Source organism: Nostoc sp. (assembly GCF_036919895.1).
Lineage (GTDB): Bacteria > Cyanobacteriota > Cyanobacteriia > Cyanobacteriales > Nostocaceae > Nostoc.
Window position 1 is genome coordinate 57,210 of sequence record NZ_JBALBW010000022.1, and the last position, 20,866, is coordinate 78,075.

The following is a 20,866-nucleotide window of genomic DNA, read 5'->3' on the forward strand; positions in this document are numbered from 1 at the left end:
AACAGAACTTATAAAAATTTCCAGTAGTCTTGTTCCATCAGGACTACAAGCTTAATTATTGTGTGTAACTTTTTTGGAATTACCTTAAATACTTAAAATAAATGTCTTTGTTCACGAATTTACTCAATCTGCATTCAGGAAACAAACCGCGTGAAGATTTTTTTACTGAGATTGTTGCTTATTTTTTATCCTTGAATAAGGATATTTTAATTGATTGGCTAAAACATCACTCAATCATTAGTGATGATAATTATTCCAGCATCAAGATTTCAACTCAACAAGAACATCCAGCACTAGCAAGCCATACTGAGGATAGTAGATTTGATATTGTGGTTGAATTATCAAATGGCTTAAGCACAGATGTAATATTTATTGAATCAAAAATTGGCTCTACAGCAGTACCGGGACAATTAGAAAAATATGCTGATATTTTGAGTAATTTACCAGATGTCAAACACCGAATTTTAATTTACATTACCCGTGATTATGACCCAAAAGATGAACTCAAACAATGTGATTCTGATCCAGAATCAGCAATCAAAGACTATTGCCTTAAGTTATCACCCAAGGTAAAATTTTTCCAACTCAGATGGTATCAGTTTTATAGCTTCTTGAAAGAACACACTTCTGATATCTTAGCCCAAGAAATATTAATCTTCATGAGGAAAAATGGAATGTCTAGCACAAATCAATTTTCATCAGTTGACTTATTGACAATGGTGAATTTTAACAAAACTCTCAGTCTCATGGAATCAACCCTCAGCGAAGAAGTGCAGCAGGAATTCAAGCTAGCTTTTGGAGGTGTTATCAAAGGTGCAGCAAGTAGGACTCAATGGAAATGGGACGAGAGATATATTATCTACACCCACTTTTCTCCCTCAACATGGGACTTATGGTGTGGTCTTGGATATTTCGGTTTAAATCCAAGTAATTTAACTGATTATCCATATTTAGGTATATTTTTGCAGGTTTCTCATAGGTTTGGACAACGCACAAAAATTATTGAATCTATGCAAAAAATAATTAATGATAAACCCAATCTATGGACTCCTAGTAATTTAAAAGTTTTGCCAGCATGGTCAGGTATATTTTATCGAAAAAGCTTACAAGATTTTTTATCTGAAGAAAACCATGTATCTGCTATTAAATTATTTTTCCAAGAGTCAATAAAGGAATTAAAAACGGTTCAGGAACAATATTTTGATTTTCCTTGGAAGGGTGTAAGTATAGAAGCAGCTACAGAAGCTGATCGAGAAGAAGATCCAGATATATTATCATCTTCTATCGGAGGAGTTGAATCAGTGGTAACTCCATTAAAATAAAAATAACTCTGCATTCTCGTAGCTGTTATGAGCCTTACCACTGCTAAACGCTTTACTGTAGCTGAATATCACCGTCTAGCTGAACTCGGCTTCTTTGAGGAGAATGACCGAGTTGAGCTAATAAAGGGTGAAATAATCCAGATGGCTGCTAAAGGTAAACCACATTCTGTTTGCAACACCCGCTTGTATCGAGAGTTATTTAAGCTTGTTGTAGAAAGGGCGACTCTTCGAGGACAAGAACCAATTATTATCTCTGGAGACAGCGAACCAGAACCAGATATGGTGATTGTGCAAAATCGTCATGATGACTATTTAGCAAATCATCCCCGTCCATCCGACGTATTCTTGGCAATTGAGATTGCTGATTCTTCTTTGAAATATGACCAAGAGGTCAAATTACCGCTTTATGCTGAAGCAGGTATTTCTGATTATTGGATATTTAATTTAGTAGATAATTATCTTGAGTGCTATAGCGAACCTTATCAAGCTTTACAAGGTAAATTTGGTTATCGCCGCAAGTTGATTTATCTGCCAAATGAATCAGTTAATCTGCCCTGTTTACCTGATTTAGTTGTGGATTTATTTAAGGTGTTTCCAGGTTAGGATATAAGACGCGCTATTTATACTATAGGAATCCGATTTGATTTATGAAAAAATCTAAGTATATGTAGCGTGTGTTAGGCGTAAGCCATAACGCACCTGATTCCAAGGTTTTTGGTGCCGTACTCTCCGTGCTAACACACCCTAGGTATATTTTAAAAAATCAAATATTAGTCCTATATATGATGAAATTATAAAAAAATAAATGCCTTTACTTTTTAGTAAGGGCATTTATTTTTAGTTATTTAATGTTTAATGGGTAAACCCATATACTTTGGAATACTTTTCGCTTAAGCTTTATCCAAAATGCCATTATTCACTGAAGATAAATCAAGCCTTATTGCGAACAGTCCCCACCCAATTGCTACGCTAATTTCTTGCGTCGCTTGCTGCCAACTAAGGCCAGACCAACAATTCCTAAACCAGCGAGACTAGCAGGCTCAGGAGTCGATTGGACAACACCAGATTTCTTGAATTCAAATGCAATGGTTTGTGTGCCATTAAATTTGGTGGCATTATAGCCAGCATTTAGCAACTGCTGCGTTACATTACCCTGTGCTAGGAACGAGATTCCACTCAGATAATTTCCAGAGTCAATGACATTGAGATTAAATGTATTGTCCTTGCCGTTATTGGTAAAGTAACTACTGGTCAAATCACCATAACCGACAGTACCACCACCTTGTTTTACCTGACTTTCGTAAGAATTCCCTCCTCCTGCTAAACCACCGTATGTAGCAACAGTGTAGCCCTCTTTGATATTAGTAACTGTCTTTGCCTGAACATCACTATAAACACCGAGTTGTTGTACCCCTGAAGCATTCGCTGAAGCGAAATGAATACCAAACAAATCCCCACTGCTCATAGCATTGTCAAAGGTCTTACCGGCCATATTGAAGAATAAATCGCCATATCCAATCTGACCGCCTGCAGCACCCCCTTCAGCTTCTCCTGTTAACTTCATATTGCCATTGATTGCCACAATGATGCTGGTGGCAGTTTCTTTGATAGCCATACCAGAGATATCGTAGGGATTGACTGAACCTGGTGCTGAACCAACCCAGTAATTCCCGTTCATCCCATCTTTGTTTGAATCGAATGCATACTGCCAGCCATTAGCATCAGTGGAGTTTTGACCGACCAAAAGACCAGTAGTGTCATTCATACACTCCAAAGATATGCTAAATGCTGTTCCCTTTAAGTCGGAAGCATAGGCTCCTTGACCAGCCACAAAGAAGATTCCTAAAGTAGCAACGCCAATCTTCAGTAAATTGAATAAGTTTTGAGTTTTCATTATTTATAACTTGATTTAGAGAATCACAATTTCCTGGACTTCTCTATTTGTAATTTGAATTACGAAAACATAAAAGCGTGATTATTCTGAAAATATAATTTGGATAACTTAACGGTAATTTTATAAAACTCAAAGAATAAATGACATATTTAGTTAAAATTGTTTTTATCTAACCCAATTGTATTAAAGTGAATAGCAGCAAAGGCAAGCAGGTCTAGTAGCCTAGGATTTTCTGCACCTATTTGCTTAGACAGTTTTGAAAATTTTTAGGTTTGTGCAAGCTTAATAAACCATATCCCGCCAGCATCTCCGTACAGGGCATCTAAAGCCGCGATCGCTAGAAGTTCTTTATCTGCACTACGTTTAGAAAGTACTTATCCGGTTTGGATGAACACTTGGGTATTTAGATTACCCTTTTGCAAGTTAAGGAAGTCAGGAGCCAAGGGTCGAAATCAATAAGCCTCCTGACGACTGACACCTTTATTATTCTGGTTCCTAGCTAAAGATTGAACCCTCCTAATCAAATCAATCCTTCCAACGCGTGTTGCAAATCATTCGTCACATCAGCAACAGCTTGTCTAGCAGCCAAGCGATTTTCTTTATACGCTGGGTAACGCTCAGAAATAGATATCGGTTCACCCACAGCAATTTTTACCTTTTGCTTGCCAAACTGTGGACGCTGCAAACCTTTATCGGCTTTGATTTTAGCAATCATCCGCCATAAAATTAAAGTTGTCTCAGCAAACCTTTCGACTGTTGGATTTTCTCGAATATAATTACCAGAAACTGCCACAAAACTTTCTACTAAACGCATGTGCCACATCCGCGCATTCGCTTCTTCTGCAACGCGATCGCCTAAAGCTCTTTCGACAGCAGATACTCCTTTTACATCCTTAAATTCTTCTCTAAATATATAATTCCAACCAGCTTGTTCTACTCGCCGACAACGGTCACTTAAATTACCTTTTGACTGCAAATCAAAATACTGCTCTGATATTAACAATGCTGCATTCAATAAAGCTTGTAAACGAACTGCTAACGCTTCATTTCTATCTGGAATTTGCCCATTGACAATGTTAATATCTGGCAGTTTTTGATGATAAAACCGTGTGTAAAATTCTTCCATTAGCAAAAGTAAATGTTCTGCCAAGGTCAATAGGCGAGGATAAAGCGACTCTATCGAAGCATTTTCTGATGGATTTGCAGGTAAACCACTAGCCGCTTCCAATTCACTTAGAAGATTTGCGATCGCACCCCAAGGAGCATCAACGTAACTATATTTAATCCCAACTGGTACAATTAGAACCTGTTCGGGGCGTTCAGCTTTGTGCAAATCTTCAGCACACCAGAAGCCTAATTGGGCAATACCGGGTTCCAGGGGGCTAATATTCTCTGATAAACCATTGGTTGCACCCTCTGGCGCAGCCGCCATTGGGAATTTGCCATTAGCAAACAAGTCACGCGCCGAACGTAAACCCGTCCAGTCAGCCTTACCTCGCTGAATCGGAGTCCCACCTAAATGAGAAGCAATCCAGCCAACGTGGGAACCTGCCCATAGAGGAATGCCGCGATCGTAGATAAAATGAGCGTGAATGGGATGTTGTAGTGTTGTACCTTGCGATCGCGCTATCTTTGGTACAAGTTGAGATAACAAGTAAGCCAAACAAAACGGATCGTCTGTTTTCGGATGGCGAAATGCCAGCATAAAACGGATCTTACCCTCCTGAAACTGGCGATAGAGATCCACCAGAACCTCTACGTTGTCTGCTTCAATTTGGGTAATGGGTGTTTGCCATTTTATCCAACTGGGTAGTAACAGATGGACAACTCGTAGCAATAGGGGGTTAAACGCCGGAGGAATAAATTCTAAGGGTGCTTGTGCTTGATAAATTACATCTGCCAAGGTAGTTTCTCCTAAAGTTGCAATAAAAAAAGGCGGAAAGCTATAAGTAAAAATGAAAAATAAATAACGCTGTGTACTTTGTACTTCATCCTTAATACTTCATACTTTAGTTGACATAGAAATTAGCGATCAAAGAAAGGCTATAAACGATGCGACTGTCACAAATGTTATTCGTTACACTCCGGGACGATCCAGCTGATGCTGAGATTCCCAGTCATAAATTATTACTCCGTGCAGGTTACATTCGTCGCATCGGTAGTGGGATCTATGCTTATCTCCCCCTAATGTGGCGGGTACTACAAAAAGTTTCCCAGATTGTGCGGGAAGAAATGAACGCTACAGGCGCACAAGAATGTCTCTTACCACAATTACAACCTGCTGATTTATGGAAGGAATCGGGACGCTGGGACACTTACACCAAAGCTGAAGGGATTATGTTTTCCCTAATTGACCGCCGCGATCAACAATTAGGATTAGGCCCAACTCATGAGGAAGTCATCACAGCGATCGCTCGTGATATGATTCGCTCTTATCGTCAGCTACCACTACATCTCTACCAAATTCAAACCAAATTCCGTGATGAAATTCGCCCCCGCTTTGGTTTGATGCGCGGACGAGAATTTATCATGAAGGACGGCTACTCTTTTCATACCGATGAAGCCAGCCTCAAAGAAACTTACCAGGATATGTATAAAGCGTACAGCAATATGCTGCGACGTTCTGGTTTAGCTTTTCGGGCAGTGGAAGCTGACTCTGGTGCAATTGGTGGTTCTGGTTCTACAGAATTTATGATCTTGGCGGAAGCTGGTGAAGATGAAGTTCTCTACACTGAGGATGGCAAATACGCCGCTAACGTAGAAAAGGCTGTTTCTTTACCAATTGATGCCGAAACCTCACGGTTTACAACTTATGAGAAACGCGATACACCTGGAACAGAAACGATTGAAAAGGTGTGTCAACTCCTCAACTGTTCTCCTACTCAATTGGTGAAAAATGTCCTTTATCAGACAGTTTACGATAATGGTATAACGGTGTTAGTTCTGGTGAACATCCGAGGCGATCAGGAAGTTAATGAAGTCAAGTTGCAAAATGAATTGACAAAATCAGCTTCTGAGTATGGCGCTAAAACTATTATTAGTTTGAATGTACCAAATGTAGAAGCCCAGCAAACATGGACAGCAAAATCTCTGCCTTTAGGCTACATTGCACCAGACATCGGAGATGAGTATATTACTGCCAAAAAACAGATTCATCCTAAGTTTTTGCGCTTGGTGGATCAAACAGCCGTTGATTTAAAAAACTTTGTTACAGGCGCGAATGAAGCTGGTTATCACGTAGTTGGTGCTAATTGGGGTGAGCAATTTAAACTACCAGAGCGAGTAGTAGATATTCGTAAGTCAAGACCAGGCGATCGCGCCATCCATAACCCAGAACAAACCTTACAAAGCGCCCGTGGAATTGAAGCCGGTCACATCTTCCAATTAGGCACTAAATATTCCCAAGCGATGGGTGCAACTTATACCAATGAACAGGGCGAAGAGAAGCCGCTATTTATGGGTTGTTTTGGTGTGGGTGTGTCGCGGTTAGCACAAGCTGCCGTAGAGCAATCTTACGATAAAGATGGGATTATTTGGCCAGTTGCGATCGCACCTTATCACGCGATTGTGACAATTCCCAACATTAAGGATGCTCAACAAGTTGAAATTGCCCAAAAGCTTTACACAGAACTCAATCAAGCGGGAATTGAAACCCTACTAGATGACCGTGACGAACGGGCGGGAGTGAAATTTAAAGATGCTGACTTAATTGGCATCCCTTATAGAATTGTAACCGGGCGGGCGATCGCTAATGGCAAGGTCGAAGTTGTAGAAAGAGCCACCCGTAAATCTCAAGAAATTGTCATTGATGAAGTTATAGCGACACTACAACAATGGATTAGTGCTGCGACTGAGGTAAAAAATTAAACAATAAAATTTACGCAGAGGAATAAATATTTTACTTTGCGTTCCTCTGCGTTCTTTTACATTGTAGATTTAATCATCTCCAGAAAGAATGAGATTTACATAATTTGGTAGGTGACGGATTAGAAATAAAAATTCTAAAATTGAATTAGGGACTTGCAAAATTAAGAGGCATTAAAGTAAGTCTCCTCTGGGTTGTGGAAACTCTAAACTTATAAGTATCGTCGTTAACCAGGCTGCTCCTCACATAATTACCATATCAGCCCTCAGTTAGGAAGGTTTTGAACATGAAAGACCAACAAGGATCTAATCGTATTTCTTCAGGCGCAATTGCCGCCGTCTCAGCAGTGGTTGTAGCGGTAGGTGGTGGTGTGGCTTGGTTTACCTCCCACTCCAACAATACTCCCACACCGCCAAACCCCTCTGAGCGCATCGTTCAACCAGCACAGCCATCAACTAGGCAGCCAGTTGCTAATGAAAAAACCCCCAATGTTTATTGGCTCACACCAAAAGACAAAAATGTTGCTTTGGTTCCCCAGCCTGTTAAAGTCGCTTCTATACGAGCCAACCAGCCTTTAGAAGCAGCTTTCCAAAGTTTGTTAGCAGGGCCACCAGCAGAAGCAACAGGTTCGACAACTATCCCAAAAGGAACCAAACTTTTGGGGCTGAAATCAGAAAATAACGAAGTTCACGTTAATTTATCTGAAGATTTTACCAGTGGTGGCGGTAGCACATCAATGATGGGCCGCGTGGGACAAGTTGTTTATACTGCAACAAGTTTAAATCCTAAAGCCAAGGTGTACATTGACGTGAACGGCAAACCGTTGGATGTTTTAGGTGGTGAAGGTGTAGAGTTACAACAGCCACTAACTCGTGAAAGCTTTGATAAAAATTATCAGCTTTAGTCATTAGTCATTGGTCATTAGTTTTTCACAAATGACAAATGACTAATGACAACTGACCTAACGTTTGCTATTTAACACACGAAAATTACGGGCTTGCTCCTCTAACCTTGTGGCAAGGCGATCGCAAACCCGATTACACAAATCAAAAATCATTTCATCTTCCACCCGGTAATAGGCGCAAGTTCCTTCACTGCGGCGGCCAAGGATACCTGCTTGCCACATTACCTTCAGGTGTTTTGACACATTTGCCTGAGAAGTCTGTGTTGCCTCTACCAACTCTTGCACGCATTTTTCTTCATCCCGTAATAAGTGAAGCAGCCGCAAGCGCATCGGCTCACTTAACAGGCTGAAGTATTCAGCTACTTGTTGCACCACTTCTGGCGGTAAAGGCAACGTTTGTTTCATCAGGATTAACCCGCAAGGACTGAAGTTTTAACAATGACTCATTTCAGATGACTCATTTGATATATAGATTAATACTTAATCGGGGTTAATTCGCATCAAAGGTTGACCATATTCTACAGCGTCGCCATTTTGGAGAAGAATTTCCATCACCTGGCCAGATACTTCGGCTTCGATTTCATTCATCAGCTTCATGGCTTCAATGATACAGACTGTTTGACCCTTGCGGATGCGATCGCCAACTTCCACAAATGCCGTTTCCCCAGGTGCAGGAGCGCGATAAAACGTTCCCACCATTGGGGAAGGCACTTCTACCAATCTCTGGTCAATGGTTGAGGGAGGATTTACTGATACCTGCAATTGTGTGCTACTACCAGTATTCTCAAACACGCGAGATGTGGACACCTCCGTTACCTGACTCGTGTTCATCTGGTTTCCTCCAGATGAACCCGATGTCAAGCCCGAACCTACCACACCGCCGAAGGTCGGTTGACCTACCGACAACATCTGATTGCTGACGCTCACAGCCTTACGGACTGTTAGTTCAAAATCATCGCTTTTAAGCGTGACTTCTGCAATATCTGTTTGTGCGATAGTTGCCAATAGTTGGCGGATTTCATTAAAGTCCAATGGCACAGTTTTTATTACCTCGACCTATCCGTAAATTAGCATCTTAAGTGTGGCAGGGATTTAATCCTTATGTAGGGATTTCAATCGGGAACAAGCATCTCCGTAAAGATGAAAGTTATTCCCTGCTGATATACTTATCTTCTTGGGTATCAACTTTGATGCGTTCTCCTTGAGAAATAAACAAAGGAACCATCACAATTGCACCAGTTTCTAGAGTTGCGGGTTTTGAGCCACCGGTGGCAGTGTCACCTTTTAAACCTGGGTCTGTTTGGATAATTTCCAGAACCACAGATTTAGGCAATTCTACTCCTAGAACCTGTTCGCCCCATTTAATAACTTCAGCTTCCATACCTTCCTTCAGGTATTTGACGCGATCGCCAATTTGTGCACGGGTCAATCTACCTTCTTCGTAGGTTTCCATATCCATAAAGACGAACTCATCGCCCTCTTTATAGGTATGCTGCATCGTGCTTTTTTCTAAAGTAGCTTGGGGCAAAGTTTCCCCCGCTCGGAACGTTTTTTCCATTACGCTCCCACTCTGGACATTTCTTAACTTAGTGCGGACAAAGGCAGAACCCTTACCTGGCTTGACGTGTAGGAATTCAAGCACTCGCCATACAGACCCATCCAATACAATTGAAACACCGGGTCGAAAGTCGTTACTGGAGATCATGAAACTTTCAAATGTTGGAAGACAATCGGCATTTATTGTACCCTTCTAGAGTCGTCATTGGGCATTTGTCATTAGTTAGTTGTCATTTGTTCCCCTGCCCTAGACCTCTGATCCACTCAGCCCTTAACGTGGGAAGATTATTTATGGGTTACGTCCAGTCAACAAATTAATGCTGCATTTGAGTTATCCCATGCTTAACTTATTAAAATCCTGGCTGAAGAACAGCCTAATGGCAATACTGCTGGTAACAATATTTTTAGGCATAACTACAGCTGGGTGGACTCCCTCCAGTAGCGCCGCATTGCCATCTGGCAACGCAATTACCGATGGCAAGGCTTTGTTGCGGTATGCACTCCCGATAGATAACAAACCTGTACGGCAACTACAAGCCAGTTTAGAGGACATCTCAGCCCAACTGCGAGCGAATCGGCGGTGGGGTGCTATTTCCAAAGACATCAGCCAAGCATCCCGGATTCTCGATAAACCCTCCCAAATCTTAACAAGCGTTCCCACAGAACGCCAACCCCAAGCCGAAGCTTGGATTAGCGAGTTGAAATCTGGGGTGGCTAAATTGCAAGAATTGGCGAACAGCAAAGATAAAGAACAAATTCTGCAAGATAGAGGTAAACTTCTGAATCTCGTGACTCAGCTAGAAGAGTCAATGGTGAAAGAATTCCCCTTTGAAGTACCTGCTGAGTATAGTAATCTGCCACAACTTAAAGGTCGTGCCACTGTAGAAATGAAAACTAACAAAGGCGACTTGACCTTTGTAGTAGATGGTTATAGCGCCCCTGTCACTGCTGGTAATTTTGTAGATTTGGTACAGAAGGGTTTTTACAATGGCTTAGAATTTACCCGTTCTGAAGAATCTTACTTTCTGCAAACTGGCGATCCGGTTGGTAAAGATGTTGGTTACATTGATCCCAAAACGGGCAAATATCGCGCCATTCCCTTAGAAGTTTTAGTTGAGGGCGATAAAGAACCTACCTATGGTATTACACTAGAACAAGCTGGTCGTTACGTTGATATGCCAGTTCTACCTTTTTCTGCCTTTGGTGCAGTGGTAATGGCTCGTCCTGAAAGTGAAGTAAATGGTGGTTCTTCGCAATTCTTCTTCTTTTTGTTTGAACCAGAACTCACCCCCGCAGGACGCAACTTATTGGATGGTCGTTATGCGGTTTTTGGCTATCTCACTGAAGGCAAAGAAGTTTTGGATAAACTGAAGGCGGGTGACAAAATTGAATCGGCAAAAGTCGTTCAGGGAATAGATAATCTGGTTGAGCCGCAAGCTGCATAAGAAGAAGGCAGGGAGCAGGGAGCAGGGAGAGAATAATTCCTAATTCTTTCTTGTACAGACGCGATTCATCGCGTCTCTCCTAACTCCCCTGATTTAGATTACCGGCAGCGAACACTCGATCAACTGCGATCGCCATTTCTGGAAAAGTCCGCGATACAATCTCCTGAGTAGCGGTAAAAACTGTTTCTTCGTAAAATCCATCTTCTAGTAGTAACACCGAAACTTTTGCTTTCAGTGGATCTACAATCCAATATTCAAGAACCTCTAAGGCCGCATATTCAGAACGTTTATAACGATAATCCCGTTTCACTGACTCTGAACTGACCACCTCGACAATTAGTAACGGCGGTGACTGAAATACTGCTGAGGCATTCAACAATTCTCTGGCTTGCTCTACTGTCACTACACACAAATCAGTCAACCGAGATTTATTTCTCCCCGTTCTCACCCCACTTTCTCGAAAACACAGCCAAGGTGAGCTACAACGTTTGATTTCTGCTTTCAAGGCAGTATCCAGAAAATCGACAATGAGGAAATGTTCAATAGTAGGTGGGTTCATTAGCTCTAGCTTGCCATCCACCAGTTCATAATGAAAATCGCTACCATCATCATAGGTTAAGTACTCCTCAAATGTGATGCTGGTTACTGGTGTTGTTACCATCCCAACTGTCTCCTAGACGAAACCCTTATATTAAACAGTAAAGCAACTCATCAGTTTTCTTAGTAATTTTGCAACACGGAAAACCGATTGTGAATAGTGAATTATCTTCTCAACAAGTAAAAGATATTGGTGAACAAGGTCTTTTAGAAAGATTACAGCGCTTCTGTCCTCCAGAAATTATTGGCGATGATGCAGCAGTCCTTGAGACTGCACCAGAGCAATCTTTGGTGGTGACTACAGATGTTCTAGTTGATGGCGTACATTTTAGCAACCTCACCACTTCCCCAGAAGATGCTGGTTGGCGGGCTGCTGCTGCCAATTTATCAGATTTAGCCGCAATGGGTGCTTCCCCATTGGGAATTACCGTCGGGTTGGGACTCCCTGGTGAAGTTAGGGTGAGTTGGGTTGAGCGACTGTACCAAGGAATGACAGAATGCCTGCAAAAATACAATACCTCAATTGTTGGGGGTGATGTGGTGCGATCGCCTGTAACAACTTTGGCAATTACTGCTTTTGGTCAAGTTAAGCCTAATCAAATTATCCGCCGTTCTGCTGCTGTAGCGGGAGATGCGATCGTTGTTACAGGCGTTCATGGAGCCTCCCACGCTGGCTTAGAACTGCTCTTACATCCAGAATTAGGACAATGCCTCAAAGATACAGAACGCACGGCTCTAATCCACGCCCACCAGCGCCCACAGCCACGATTAGATGTGTTACCAATTCTGTGTAAAATTTTAGCATCCCCATGCCCCATGCCCCATGCCCCATGCCCCATGCCCATTGCTGGTATGGATAGCAGCGATGGTTTGGCCGATGCAATTATCCAAATTTGCCGCGCCAGTGGTGTTGGCGCTGTCTTAGAACGCAGACAAATTTCCACTCCAGTAGCTTTTGAGGATTGGCTGACACCAGAGCAAGGGCTAGAATATGCTCTATACGGTGGTGAAGACTTTGAATTAGTGCTTTGCTTACCACAAGAGTCAGCATTAGCATTAGTACAACATCTTGGTCAAGGTGCTGCGATCGTAGGCAACATTACATCAGGATCAACAGTAGTATTGCACGACGAACAAAAAAAATTCCCTGACCAAGTTCTAAGCCTCAGCCAGGGATTTCAACATTTTGGTCAATAGTCCTTTATCCTTTGTCATTTTTCTAATGACCAATGACTAATGACCAATAACTAATGACAAATTATTGCCACTTCTCGGCTACCAATTCTGCCAAATCCAAAACTCGTTGGCTGTAACCCCACTCGTTGTCATACCACGCCATAACTTTTACCAAGTCATTACCCAACACAAAAGTCAAGTTCGCATCAACAATCGAAGAAGCATCACAACCTTGATAATCGGAAGATACTAGTTCTAGTTCGCTATAGTCCAAAATGCCTTTAAGTGGGCCCTCAGCAGCATCTTTGAGAGCTTGGTTAACTTCTTCAGTAATAGTACGCTTTTCAACCTGAACTACGAAATCTACCATTGAGACGTTCGGGGTTGGTACACGCAAGGCAACGCCATTAAGCTTGCCTTTCAACTCTGGGATAACCAGCGCCACTGCTTTTGCTGCACCAGTAGAGGTAGGTACAATGTTTATCGCTGCGGCCCTCGCCCGTCGCAAATCCCGGTGAGAAGCGTCTAGCAAACGCTGGTCGCCAGTATAGCTGTGGGTGGTGGTCATCGTACCTTTGATGATGCCAAACTTATCGTTCAACACCTTGGCAATTGGTGCCAAGCAGTTGGTAGTACAGCTAGCGTTACTGATAATGTTGTGTATATTGTGGTCATAATCATGATGATTCACACCAATCACAAAAGTGCCATCCTCGTTTTTACCAGGAGCGGTAATCAGAACTTTCTTGGCTCCAGCATTTACATGCTTCAGCGCTCCTTCTTTGCTAGTAAATACGCCTGTTGCTTCGATAATTAGGTCAATTCCCCAATCTCTCCAGGGCAACTTTTCTGGGTTGCGATCGGATACGCACTTAATGGTCTTACCGTTAATGATGATAGAGTTATCATCGGCACTAACTTCTGCACCTTTGATCTTGCCTAGCATCGAGTCATACTTTAGCAGGTGAGCATTGGTTCTAGGGTCTGACGTGTCATTAATAGCGACAAGTTCGATTTGGCTATTCTCTCTACCCACCCAGCAACGTGCAAAGTTACGTCCAATCCGCCCGAAACCGTTGATTGCAACTCTAATCACAGTGTCTTGCCCTCTGTATTTATGCTTATATGTTGATGTCGTTGACCCCAATCATATCGCAAAGGGGGTAAGCACTTATAACGATAAAGTGTTAGATCAATAAAAAAACACATAATTTATTCAGATTTGTTCGAGTAGAAATTGTTGTTAGTGATATATGATCTGACGGTTTCCGGGACTAAATAACGAATTGACTGGCGTTCGCGGCACAATTTGCGAATTAGACTTGACGAAACTCCGACTATTGGTATATTCAGGAGTTGCCAGTAAATGGTGTGTGACTGCTCCCTCAGCTGTTGCTCCACTTGCTTGCAGATTAATTTGCTTTGAGTTATAGTCTCACCACCTAGCAGTCGGGGTGCGATTAACCAATCACACATTTGCGCTAGTTCGTGTCCACGGTACCAACGGGGTAAGGTTTGGAAAGTATCCAAGCCCACAATCCAGTACCAGTGAGTATTTGGATAAGAAGCAGATAAGTCAACCAGGGTGTTAATGGCATAAGAAGTCCCAGAGCGATTTGCCTCCACTAGTGAGACAGTGAACGCTGGGTTATCTTTTATGGCTAATTGCAGCATTTTGACGCGATGCTCAAACAAGGCTGCTTCTTTATGAGGAGGATTTAGGGATGGCACCCAAATTACCTTTTCAAGGGATACTTCTTGCATTGCTGTCTCGGCTACAAGCAGGTGTCCCCAGTGAATTGGATCGAATGTGCCACCAAAAATTGCTAGTTGCTGCATCCAGTTATGCCTGGGTTTTATGCAATTGAAAAATAGTTTCATTACCAATGTACTATTGTAGTCAATTCACGGCTAAACTTGATGCAATTTCAAATCAGTTTCACTAAACAATGTATTATGTAGCCAATTCCAGTAAGGTAGACAAAATATGTATTTGACATTACAAGAATTTCTTTCCCGATGTAGCCAAAATTTTCAGAATAATCTTAACAACAGTTCAGAAATAGTAAAAACCTCCAACCAAGGTAAAATCATTCTGAACATGCAAAACCAGACCAGAAAGAACATCTGGGCATCAAACATAAACACGATATAGGAGTAGTTACGGTAAAAATCAAATTCCTGTTATGATACGCGTGTCATTTGTGATTATGGTGTGGTGTGGTGTAAGAGGAGCAAGAAATGACTAATTCTGTAGATTTTAGTGGTAGACCATTTCATTTTATTGGCATCGGCGGCATAGGTATGTCTGCTCTGGCATACGTTCTCGCCAAGCGTCAATTTCCAGTATCAGGTTCGGATCTTCGTCCAAACCACATTACGCACAAATTGGAATCTATCGGCGCTCATATTTTTGGTAGACAAGAGGCAAGTAATCTCGAATTCTTTCGCCCTCAAGTATTAAATTCACAAGAAGAATTACTTACTGATACTAAGTCAAAACTACCTCAAGTCATTTGTTCAACAGCAATTAACACGAATAATTTAGAATATAAAGCAGCCTTAGAATTAGGTTGTCCAGTTTTACATCGTTCAGATGTACTAGCAGCTTTAATTGCCGATTACCACAGTATTGCAGTAGCAGGAACACACGGCAAAACTACAACCAGTAGCATGATTGGCTATATGCTTCTGGAAGCAGGTCTAGACCCAACGATTTTAGTAGGTGGCGAAGTCAATGCATGGTCTGGTAATGCTCGATTGGGACAAAGCCAATATTTGGTAGCTGAAGCAGACGAATCTGATGGTTCTTTGGTAAAACACGCTCCAGAAATTGGCATCATCACCAATATTGAACTCGATCATCCTGACCATTACGATACATTAGAAGAAGTCATTGACACCTTCCAGACATTTGCTAAGGGTTGCAAAACTTTAATCGGTAGTATTGACTGTGCAACAGTGCGCGATCGCTTGCAACCTACAATTAGCTACAGCTTACACTCCGATACCAACGCTGACTACACCGTTACTAATATTGATTATCGGGCTGATGGCACCACGGCTCTAGTTTGGGAAAAAGGCAAAGCCTTGGGCGTGTTGAAGTTGCGGCTGCTCAGTCGGCACAATCTCAGCAATGCCTTAGCAGCAGTTGCGGTTGGTCGCGTCTTGGGCTTAGAATTTGGAGCGATCGCTAAAGGTATCGCCACCTTTGAAGGAGCAAGACGACGCTTTGAACTCCGGGGTGAAGTTGATGGTATTACCTTCATTGATGACTATGCTCATCATCCTAGCGAGATTCGCGTTACTCTCGCCGCCGCCCGTTTACAAGCAAGACCAGGGCAAAGGGTTGTTGCTATCTTCCAACCCCATCGCTATAGCCGGACACTGACCTTTTTAAAAGAATTTGCCGAGTCTTTTACCCATGCTGATTTGGTTGTACTGACTGATATTTACAGTGCAGGTGAACCCAATTTAGGGCAAATTACTGGCGAACAGCTAGCAGCAGAAATTGCTAAACAGCATTCGCAGGTAGTTTATCAACCAACTTTACCCTCAGTGCGTGAGTACTTATTAAAAACATTACGCCCAGGAGACTTGGCGCTGTTTTTAGGGGCTGGGAACTTGAATCAGGTGATTCCTGAAGTAATTACTGCACTTTGCGAACCTGCTAAAGCCACATCTTAACTGGAGACTTTGATGAGACTTCATTTCTGAGCAAAGCGCCCGTCTAGCAACGGTTCCGTTTGTGAATTCTATTACCGTATCTTTGCGGTAAATTAATGTAAAAATTTTACCCATACAAAGTAAAGATGACCATTTCCCAGGCAGTTGGAAACGTCTGCACAGTTTCTGCTTTGAATACAAAGAAACATCAAACGGCTAATTCGGTGGATAGTGAAGTAATTTACTTACCAAATACTGATTGTGCGATCAAGTCCCAGGCTTGCTTATCAGCGTTTACTTCCTATAGGGTTGGGGGAGCAGCTGATTTGTACGTTGCCCCCCGAAACTTAGAAGCACTGCAAGCCAGTCTCAAATACGCAAAAGAACGCGATTTAAAGGTGACAACACTGGGAGCCGGTTCTAACCTCCTGGTGAGCGATGGTGGGATATCAGGCTTAGTCATTGCAACTCGTCATCTCCGCTTCAGCAACTTTGACCCGCAAACAGGTCAATTAACCGTTGCTGCCGGAGAATCAATTCCTAGCTTGGCATGGGCGGCAGCAGAATTAGGATGGGAAGGATTGGAGTGGGCTGTTGGCATTCCCGGAACAGCCGGAGGTGCTGTGGTGATGAATGCAGGGGCACATAATAGCTGTATCGCAGATATGTTAGTAAGTGCCGAGGTACTTTCACCTGATGGGACGCTAGAGACTCTTACCCCGGAACAGTTAGGTTATAGCTACCGAACTTCATTATTGCAAGGTGGCGAGTCTCCTTCGGAGAGGCTTCGCCAACGCATAGTCACCCAAGCTACCTTACAACTCGCGCCAGGTGCAGATCCAGCAAAAGTTGTAGCAATCACCAAAGAACACAAAAAACATCGTCTAAGCACCCAACCATATAACTTCCCTAGTTGCGGGAGTGTATTCCGCAATCCCAAACCTTACAGTGCTGGCTGGCTAATTGAACAAACTGGACTCAAAGGCTACCAAATTGGTGGAGCGCAAGTAGCACTACTCCATGCTAATTTCATTGTTAACCGGGGTGGGGCAAAAGCTAGTGATATATTCTGTCTCATTCGCCACATTCAACATCAAGTACAAGAACGTTGGTCTATTAATTTAGAGCCAGAAGTCAAAATGCTCGGAGAGTTTCAAGCTGCTTGTGGATAGAGAATGGGGAATGGGGAATGGGGGAGATGAGGGAGAAAAATTAATAACCAATGCCCAATGCCCAATGCCCAATTCCCTGATGCATTAATTATTGGTAAAAAAACAGGCAAATTACTCACCGCATCTATAATTGAATTTGATTTGTTATTCAACGCACACGCGTATAAATAATTATGACAGGTAAAGGACAAGGATTCGGCTTTGGCTTAGGAAAAATGAAGGAACTGGCCGAAGCTTTTAAGAAAGCACAGCAAGTTCAAGAAGGTGCAAAGCGACTCCAAGAAGAATTGGAGCAAATGGAGATTCTAGGAGAATCTGGCGGTGGTCTGGTAAAGGTTATTGTCAGTGGGAACCAAGAACCCAAGCGGGTAGAAATTTCTCCAGATGCTCTAGGGGAAGGTGCGGAAGTACTTTCCGATCTCGTGACAGTAGCAATGAAAGAAGCCTACAACAAGTCCACAGCAACAATGCGGGAACGTATGGAAGAATTAACCAGTGGGTTGGAGTTACCTGGATTTTAGTCATTGGTCATTAGTCATTGGTCAAAGGACAAATGACTATTGACAAAGGACAAAAAATATCTATGCCTTACAAGTTGCTGTTTGTCTGCTTAGGTAACATCTGCCGATCGCCATCGGCAGAAAACATCATGAATCATCTAATTGAGCAGGCTGGCTTGAGCGATGCTATCATCTGTGATTCTGCTGGTACATCTAGTTATCACGTTGGTAGCTCACCTGACAGACGCATGAGTGCTGCGGCTGCTACAAAGTTGGGAATTAAACTGCGCGGTCAAGCACGCCAGTTTCAAAAGTCAGACTTTCAAGACTTTGAATTGTGCGATTCGGTGGTTAGTAAATCACGGTAATCAGTCCGTAAATAACTAACCCAGCCCGACAGCAGATTAGTGTCACTAAAGGCTGAACTCTCGGTCAGATGTAGGTGAAAGCCCTACCATTCAGACTCAGAATTGACTCCTTATCTGCCCACACCGAACAAGTTCGGTTCTTGTAGAGTGAAGCTGGGAACAGGGCGCAATCAGACGACCGTTACGGGCTGACACTGGCGCTAATAGGGGGTTCCTATGGTGAAACAGAGCCTAAAAAAGCAACTTAAGTCTGAGCAGGACGTAACAAAAAACCCCCTGACTTCACTGGAGATTATTCCCGCCGAACACTAAATCAAGTATCGGCAAGAGTCTAGGGAATCCAGTAGTTGAATTGGCTACATCTAACGGAACAATCAATCTCTCCGAGGGAACGAATAAAAACGATTTGTGAGTCCTGGGGCTTTCGTTCCCCAAGTAGGCTAGACGAGAAGCGGAACTCTTACAAGTCGGGTAGGACGCAACGTAATTGTTGCGAGGTGTTCAGAAAATACAAACTCTAGAAGACAAAATGATTAGACACAGTAAGCATACTAGTGAATCTTGGAGAGCTTTACCGTGGAAGAAATTCCGCCGAAATCTTTTCCGCCTTCAAAAGCGCGTATTTAAAGCTGTTCAAGTTGGAGACAAGCGGAAAGCTAGGTCACTCCAAAAGCTTATTCTCAAATCCACCTCGGCTCGATTTCTTGCAATTAGACTTGTATCTCAGCTAAATGCTGGTAAAAAGACGGCTGGTATCAATGGTAAGAAATCCCTCTCATTTGAAGAACGCTTCAACCTTGAAGAACTACTGAAAATGAATAGTGGAAATTGGAAGCATCAAGGACTACGGGAAATCCCCATCCCCAAGAAGGACGGGACTACCAGAATGCTAAAGATACCAACCATCGCGGATAAAGCTTGGCAATGCCTAGCAAAATATGCACTCGAACCAGCACACGAAGCCACTTTCCACGCCAGGAGTTACGGGTTCAGAACTGGGCGTTCTGCCCACGATGCACAAAAGAACATTTTTAATAACCTTAACTCTAGCAGCAATGGAATAGAAAAACGAGTTATTGAACTCGATATCGAAAAATGCTTCGACAGGATTAACCACTCAGCAATAATGGACGAACTCATTGCCCCCAAAAGCTTAAAACTCGGAATATTCCGATGCCTCAAGGCTGGAGTCAACCCAGAATTCCCCGAACAGGGTACACCTCAAGGGGGAGTAGTCAGCCCACTATTGGCTAACATTGCACTCAACGGAATCGAAAGTATCCACAGATATAAAGACAAGTGGCGCCACCACCGCGAGCCATCAACCCGTTACGCGGATGACATGGTTATTATACTCCGACCCGAAGATGATGCGACAGAGATACTTGAAAGAATCAGCGAGTTCCTCCGCAAACGCGGAATGAATGTAAGCCAAAAGAAAACCAAAGTTACCGCCGCGACAGATGGGTTTGATTTCCTCGGCTGGCACTTCAAAGTGCAGAGCAACGGAAAGTTTAGATGTATTCCCTCAGTGGACAACTTCAAAGCTTTTCGTAAGAAAGTAAAACACATCGTCAACAACTCGAATTATGGTGCTACCACAAAGGCTGGGAAACTAGCCCCGGTAGTTAGAGGGTGGAGAAATTACCACAAGTTCTGCAAGATGGACGGGTCAAAGTTCTCACTTTGGTCTTTAAATCACAGAGCATATACGGTATTTAACAAGGAAACCAAGCAAACACGCCACACCAGCAAGGAGTTAATTAAAAAGGCATTCCCAGCAGTTTCCTCCTCCGAAAATAAACACGTCATGGTTCAAGGAATAAAATCCCCCTATGACGGAAATGCAGCCTACTGGAGCGAACGTAATAGTAAGCTCTATTTCGGCGAAACCTCTATTGCTCTTAAGAAGCAAAACCATAGATGTGCTTCCTGCGGCTTAAAGTTCATCGATGAAGAAAGGGTTCACCTGCATCACATCGACGGAAATCATACCAACTGGAAGAAAAAGAATCTTGAAGCAATTCACGAGAGTTGCCACGATTACAAACACATGAGCAAAAGCGCAAGCTAAGAACATCGGGAGCCGTGTGCAGTGAAAGCTGCACGCACGGATCTAACTGAGAGGTGCGGGAGATAATACTCCCCATCGACTCAACCAATTTTGGCGATGGATCAAGAAAATTATGAGAATATCCTCAATCTTGATCAAACCAAGCAATATCAGCATAAAGTGCGTTTGATGTGCGAGTTTTGCTCTCGACACACCCTGAAGGAAGTTCCAGATCCTTATTATGGTGGTCAAGACGGATTTAATCAGGTTATTGATTTACTGATTGATGCTTGTGAAGGTCTGCTCACAAAAATTAAAAGTGAAGAGTTATGAGTTTTAATTCCGAA

The 20,866-nt window shown here is 42.7% G+C and carries 18 protein-coding genes and 2 pseudogenes; 12 read left to right on the forward strand and 8 right to left on the reverse strand.

Annotated elements, in window-relative coordinates:
* Window positions 1-101: 101 nt before the first annotated feature.
* Entirely contained in the window at window positions 102-1,322 is a 1,221-nt protein-coding gene (locus tag V7K55_RS03485) for a PD-(D/E)XK nuclease family protein (protein WP_334828238.1), read from the forward strand.
* A 27-nt stretch (window positions 1,323-1,349) separates the two neighbouring features.
* Window positions 1,350-1,925: a Uma2 family endonuclease gene (locus tag V7K55_RS03490; RefSeq protein WP_334828240.1), complete on the forward strand. Its 576-nt coding sequence runs from the start codon at window positions 1,350-1,352 to the stop codon at window positions 1,923-1,925.
* Between the two features lie 361 nt (window positions 1,926-2,286).
* Here V7K55_RS03490 and V7K55_RS03495 read toward each other — a convergent pair whose 3' ends face one another.
* The gene (locus V7K55_RS03495) at window positions 2,287-3,216 is read right to left on the reverse strand and encodes a PEP-CTERM sorting domain-containing protein (RefSeq protein WP_334828242.1); all 930 of its coding nucleotides are present in this window, start codon (window positions 3,214-3,216) and stop codon (window positions 2,287-2,289) included.
* Window positions 3,217-3,736: 520 nt separating this feature from the next.
* The gene (locus tag V7K55_RS03500) at window positions 3,737-5,119 is read right to left on the reverse strand and encodes a 1-acyl-sn-glycerol-3-phosphate acyltransferase (RefSeq protein WP_334828244.1); all 1,383 of its coding nucleotides are present in this window, start codon (window positions 5,117-5,119) and stop codon (window positions 3,737-3,739) included.
* A 149-nt stretch (window positions 5,120-5,268) separates the two neighbouring features.
* On the opposite strand from V7K55_RS03500, the gene V7K55_RS03505 reads away from it, so the two are divergent.
* Window positions 5,269-7,083 (forward strand): proline--tRNA ligase, encoded by a 1,815-nt coding sequence (locus tag V7K55_RS03505; RefSeq protein WP_334828246.1) that lies wholly within the window; start codon window positions 5,269-5,271, stop codon window positions 7,081-7,083.
* Window positions 7,084-7,367: 284 nt separating this feature from the next.
* A complete protein-coding gene (locus tag V7K55_RS03510) occupies window positions 7,368-7,985 on the forward strand; it encodes a GerMN domain-containing protein (RefSeq protein WP_334828248.1) in 618 nt (205 codons plus the stop codon).
* A gap of 57 nt (window positions 7,986-8,042) precedes the next feature.
* Here the strand turns inward: V7K55_RS03510 and V7K55_RS03515 are convergent, their stop codons facing one another.
* The 3 genes from V7K55_RS03515 to efp all read right to left on the reverse strand — a co-directional run bounded on the left by V7K55_RS03515 (window position 8,043) and on the right by efp (window position 9,690).
* The gene (locus V7K55_RS03515; protein ID WP_334828250.1) at window positions 8,043-8,390 is read right to left on the reverse strand and encodes an ArsR/SmtB family transcription factor; all 348 of its coding nucleotides are present in this window, start codon (window positions 8,388-8,390) and stop codon (window positions 8,043-8,045) included.
* Window positions 8,391-8,465: 75 nt separating this feature from the next.
* On the reverse strand, window positions 8,466-9,023 hold the full coding sequence (gene accB / locus V7K55_RS03520) for an acetyl-CoA carboxylase biotin carboxyl carrier protein (protein ID WP_334828252.1): 558 nt from the start codon (window positions 9,021-9,023) through the stop codon (window positions 8,466-8,468).
* A gap of 109 nt (window positions 9,024-9,132) precedes the next feature.
* Window positions 9,133-9,690 (reverse strand): elongation factor P, encoded by a 558-nt coding sequence (efp, locus tag V7K55_RS03525; RefSeq protein ID WP_334828254.1) that lies wholly within the window; start codon window positions 9,688-9,690, stop codon window positions 9,133-9,135.
* A 190-nt stretch (window positions 9,691-9,880) separates the two neighbouring features.
* Between efp and V7K55_RS03530 the strand changes: the two genes are divergently transcribed.
* A complete protein-coding gene (locus tag V7K55_RS03530) occupies window positions 9,881-10,987 on the forward strand; it encodes a peptidylprolyl isomerase (protein ID WP_334828256.1) in 1,107 nt (368 codons plus the stop codon).
* Between the two features lie 79 nt (window positions 10,988-11,066).
* Here the strand turns inward: V7K55_RS03530 and V7K55_RS03535 are convergent, their stop codons facing one another.
* A complete protein-coding gene (locus tag V7K55_RS03535) occupies window positions 11,067-11,648 on the reverse strand; it encodes a Uma2 family endonuclease (RefSeq protein ID WP_334828258.1) in 582 nt (193 codons plus the stop codon).
* 89 nt (window positions 11,649-11,737) lie between these two features.
* On the opposite strand from V7K55_RS03535, the gene thiL reads away from it, so the two are divergent.
* On the forward strand, window positions 11,738-12,781 hold the full coding sequence (thiL, locus tag V7K55_RS03540; RefSeq protein WP_334828260.1) for a thiamine-phosphate kinase: 1,044 nt from the start codon (window positions 11,738-11,740) through the stop codon (window positions 12,779-12,781).
* Between the two features lie 61 nt (window positions 12,782-12,842).
* On the opposite strand, the gene V7K55_RS03545 is transcribed toward thiL, so the two are convergent.
* Complete coding sequence (locus tag V7K55_RS03545; protein ID WP_334828262.1) at window positions 12,843-13,856, reverse strand: type I glyceraldehyde-3-phosphate dehydrogenase; 1,014 nt, start codon at window positions 13,854-13,856, stop codon at window positions 12,843-12,845.
* Window positions 13,857-13,972: 116 nt separating this feature from the next.
* Window positions 13,973-14,599, reverse strand: coding sequence for a nicotinate (nicotinamide) nucleotide adenylyltransferase (gene nadD / locus V7K55_RS03550; RefSeq protein ID WP_334828264.1), 627 nt, complete (start codon window positions 14,597-14,599; stop codon window positions 13,973-13,975).
* 402 nt (window positions 14,600-15,001) lie between these two features.
* Between nadD and murC the strand changes: the two genes are divergently transcribed.
* From murC to V7K55_RS03580, 6 genes and pseudogenes are all read left to right on the forward strand, one after another.
* Window positions 15,002-16,447, forward strand: coding sequence for a UDP-N-acetylmuramate--L-alanine ligase (murC, locus tag V7K55_RS03555; protein ID WP_334828266.1), 1,446 nt, complete (start codon window positions 15,002-15,004; stop codon window positions 16,445-16,447).
* A 125-nt stretch (window positions 16,448-16,572) separates the two neighbouring features.
* Window positions 16,573-17,598, forward strand: a complete 1,026-nt coding sequence (gene murB, locus V7K55_RS03560; protein ID WP_334828268.1) for a UDP-N-acetylmuramate dehydrogenase — start codon at window positions 16,573-16,575, stop codon at window positions 17,596-17,598.
* 173 nt (window positions 17,599-17,771) lie between these two features.
* Window positions 17,772-18,119 (forward strand): YbaB/EbfC family nucleoid-associated protein, encoded by a 348-nt coding sequence (locus V7K55_RS03565; protein ID WP_069070420.1) that lies wholly within the window; start codon window positions 17,772-17,774, stop codon window positions 18,117-18,119.
* Window positions 18,120-18,181: 62 nt separating this feature from the next.
* A pseudogene (locus tag V7K55_RS03570) lies at window positions 18,182-18,436 on the forward strand (arsenate reductase/protein-tyrosine-phosphatase family protein); the annotation flags it as partial.
* Between the two features lie 559 nt (window positions 18,437-18,995).
* Entirely contained in the window at window positions 18,996-20,540 is a 1,545-nt protein-coding gene (locus V7K55_RS03575; RefSeq protein ID WP_334828270.1) for a group II intron reverse transcriptase/maturase, read from the forward strand.
* Between the two features lie 87 nt (window positions 20,541-20,627).
* A pseudogene (locus V7K55_RS03580) lies at window positions 20,628-20,852 on the forward strand (arsenate reductase/protein-tyrosine-phosphatase family protein); the annotation flags it as partial.
* Between the last annotated feature and the right edge of the window lie 14 nt (window positions 20,853-20,866).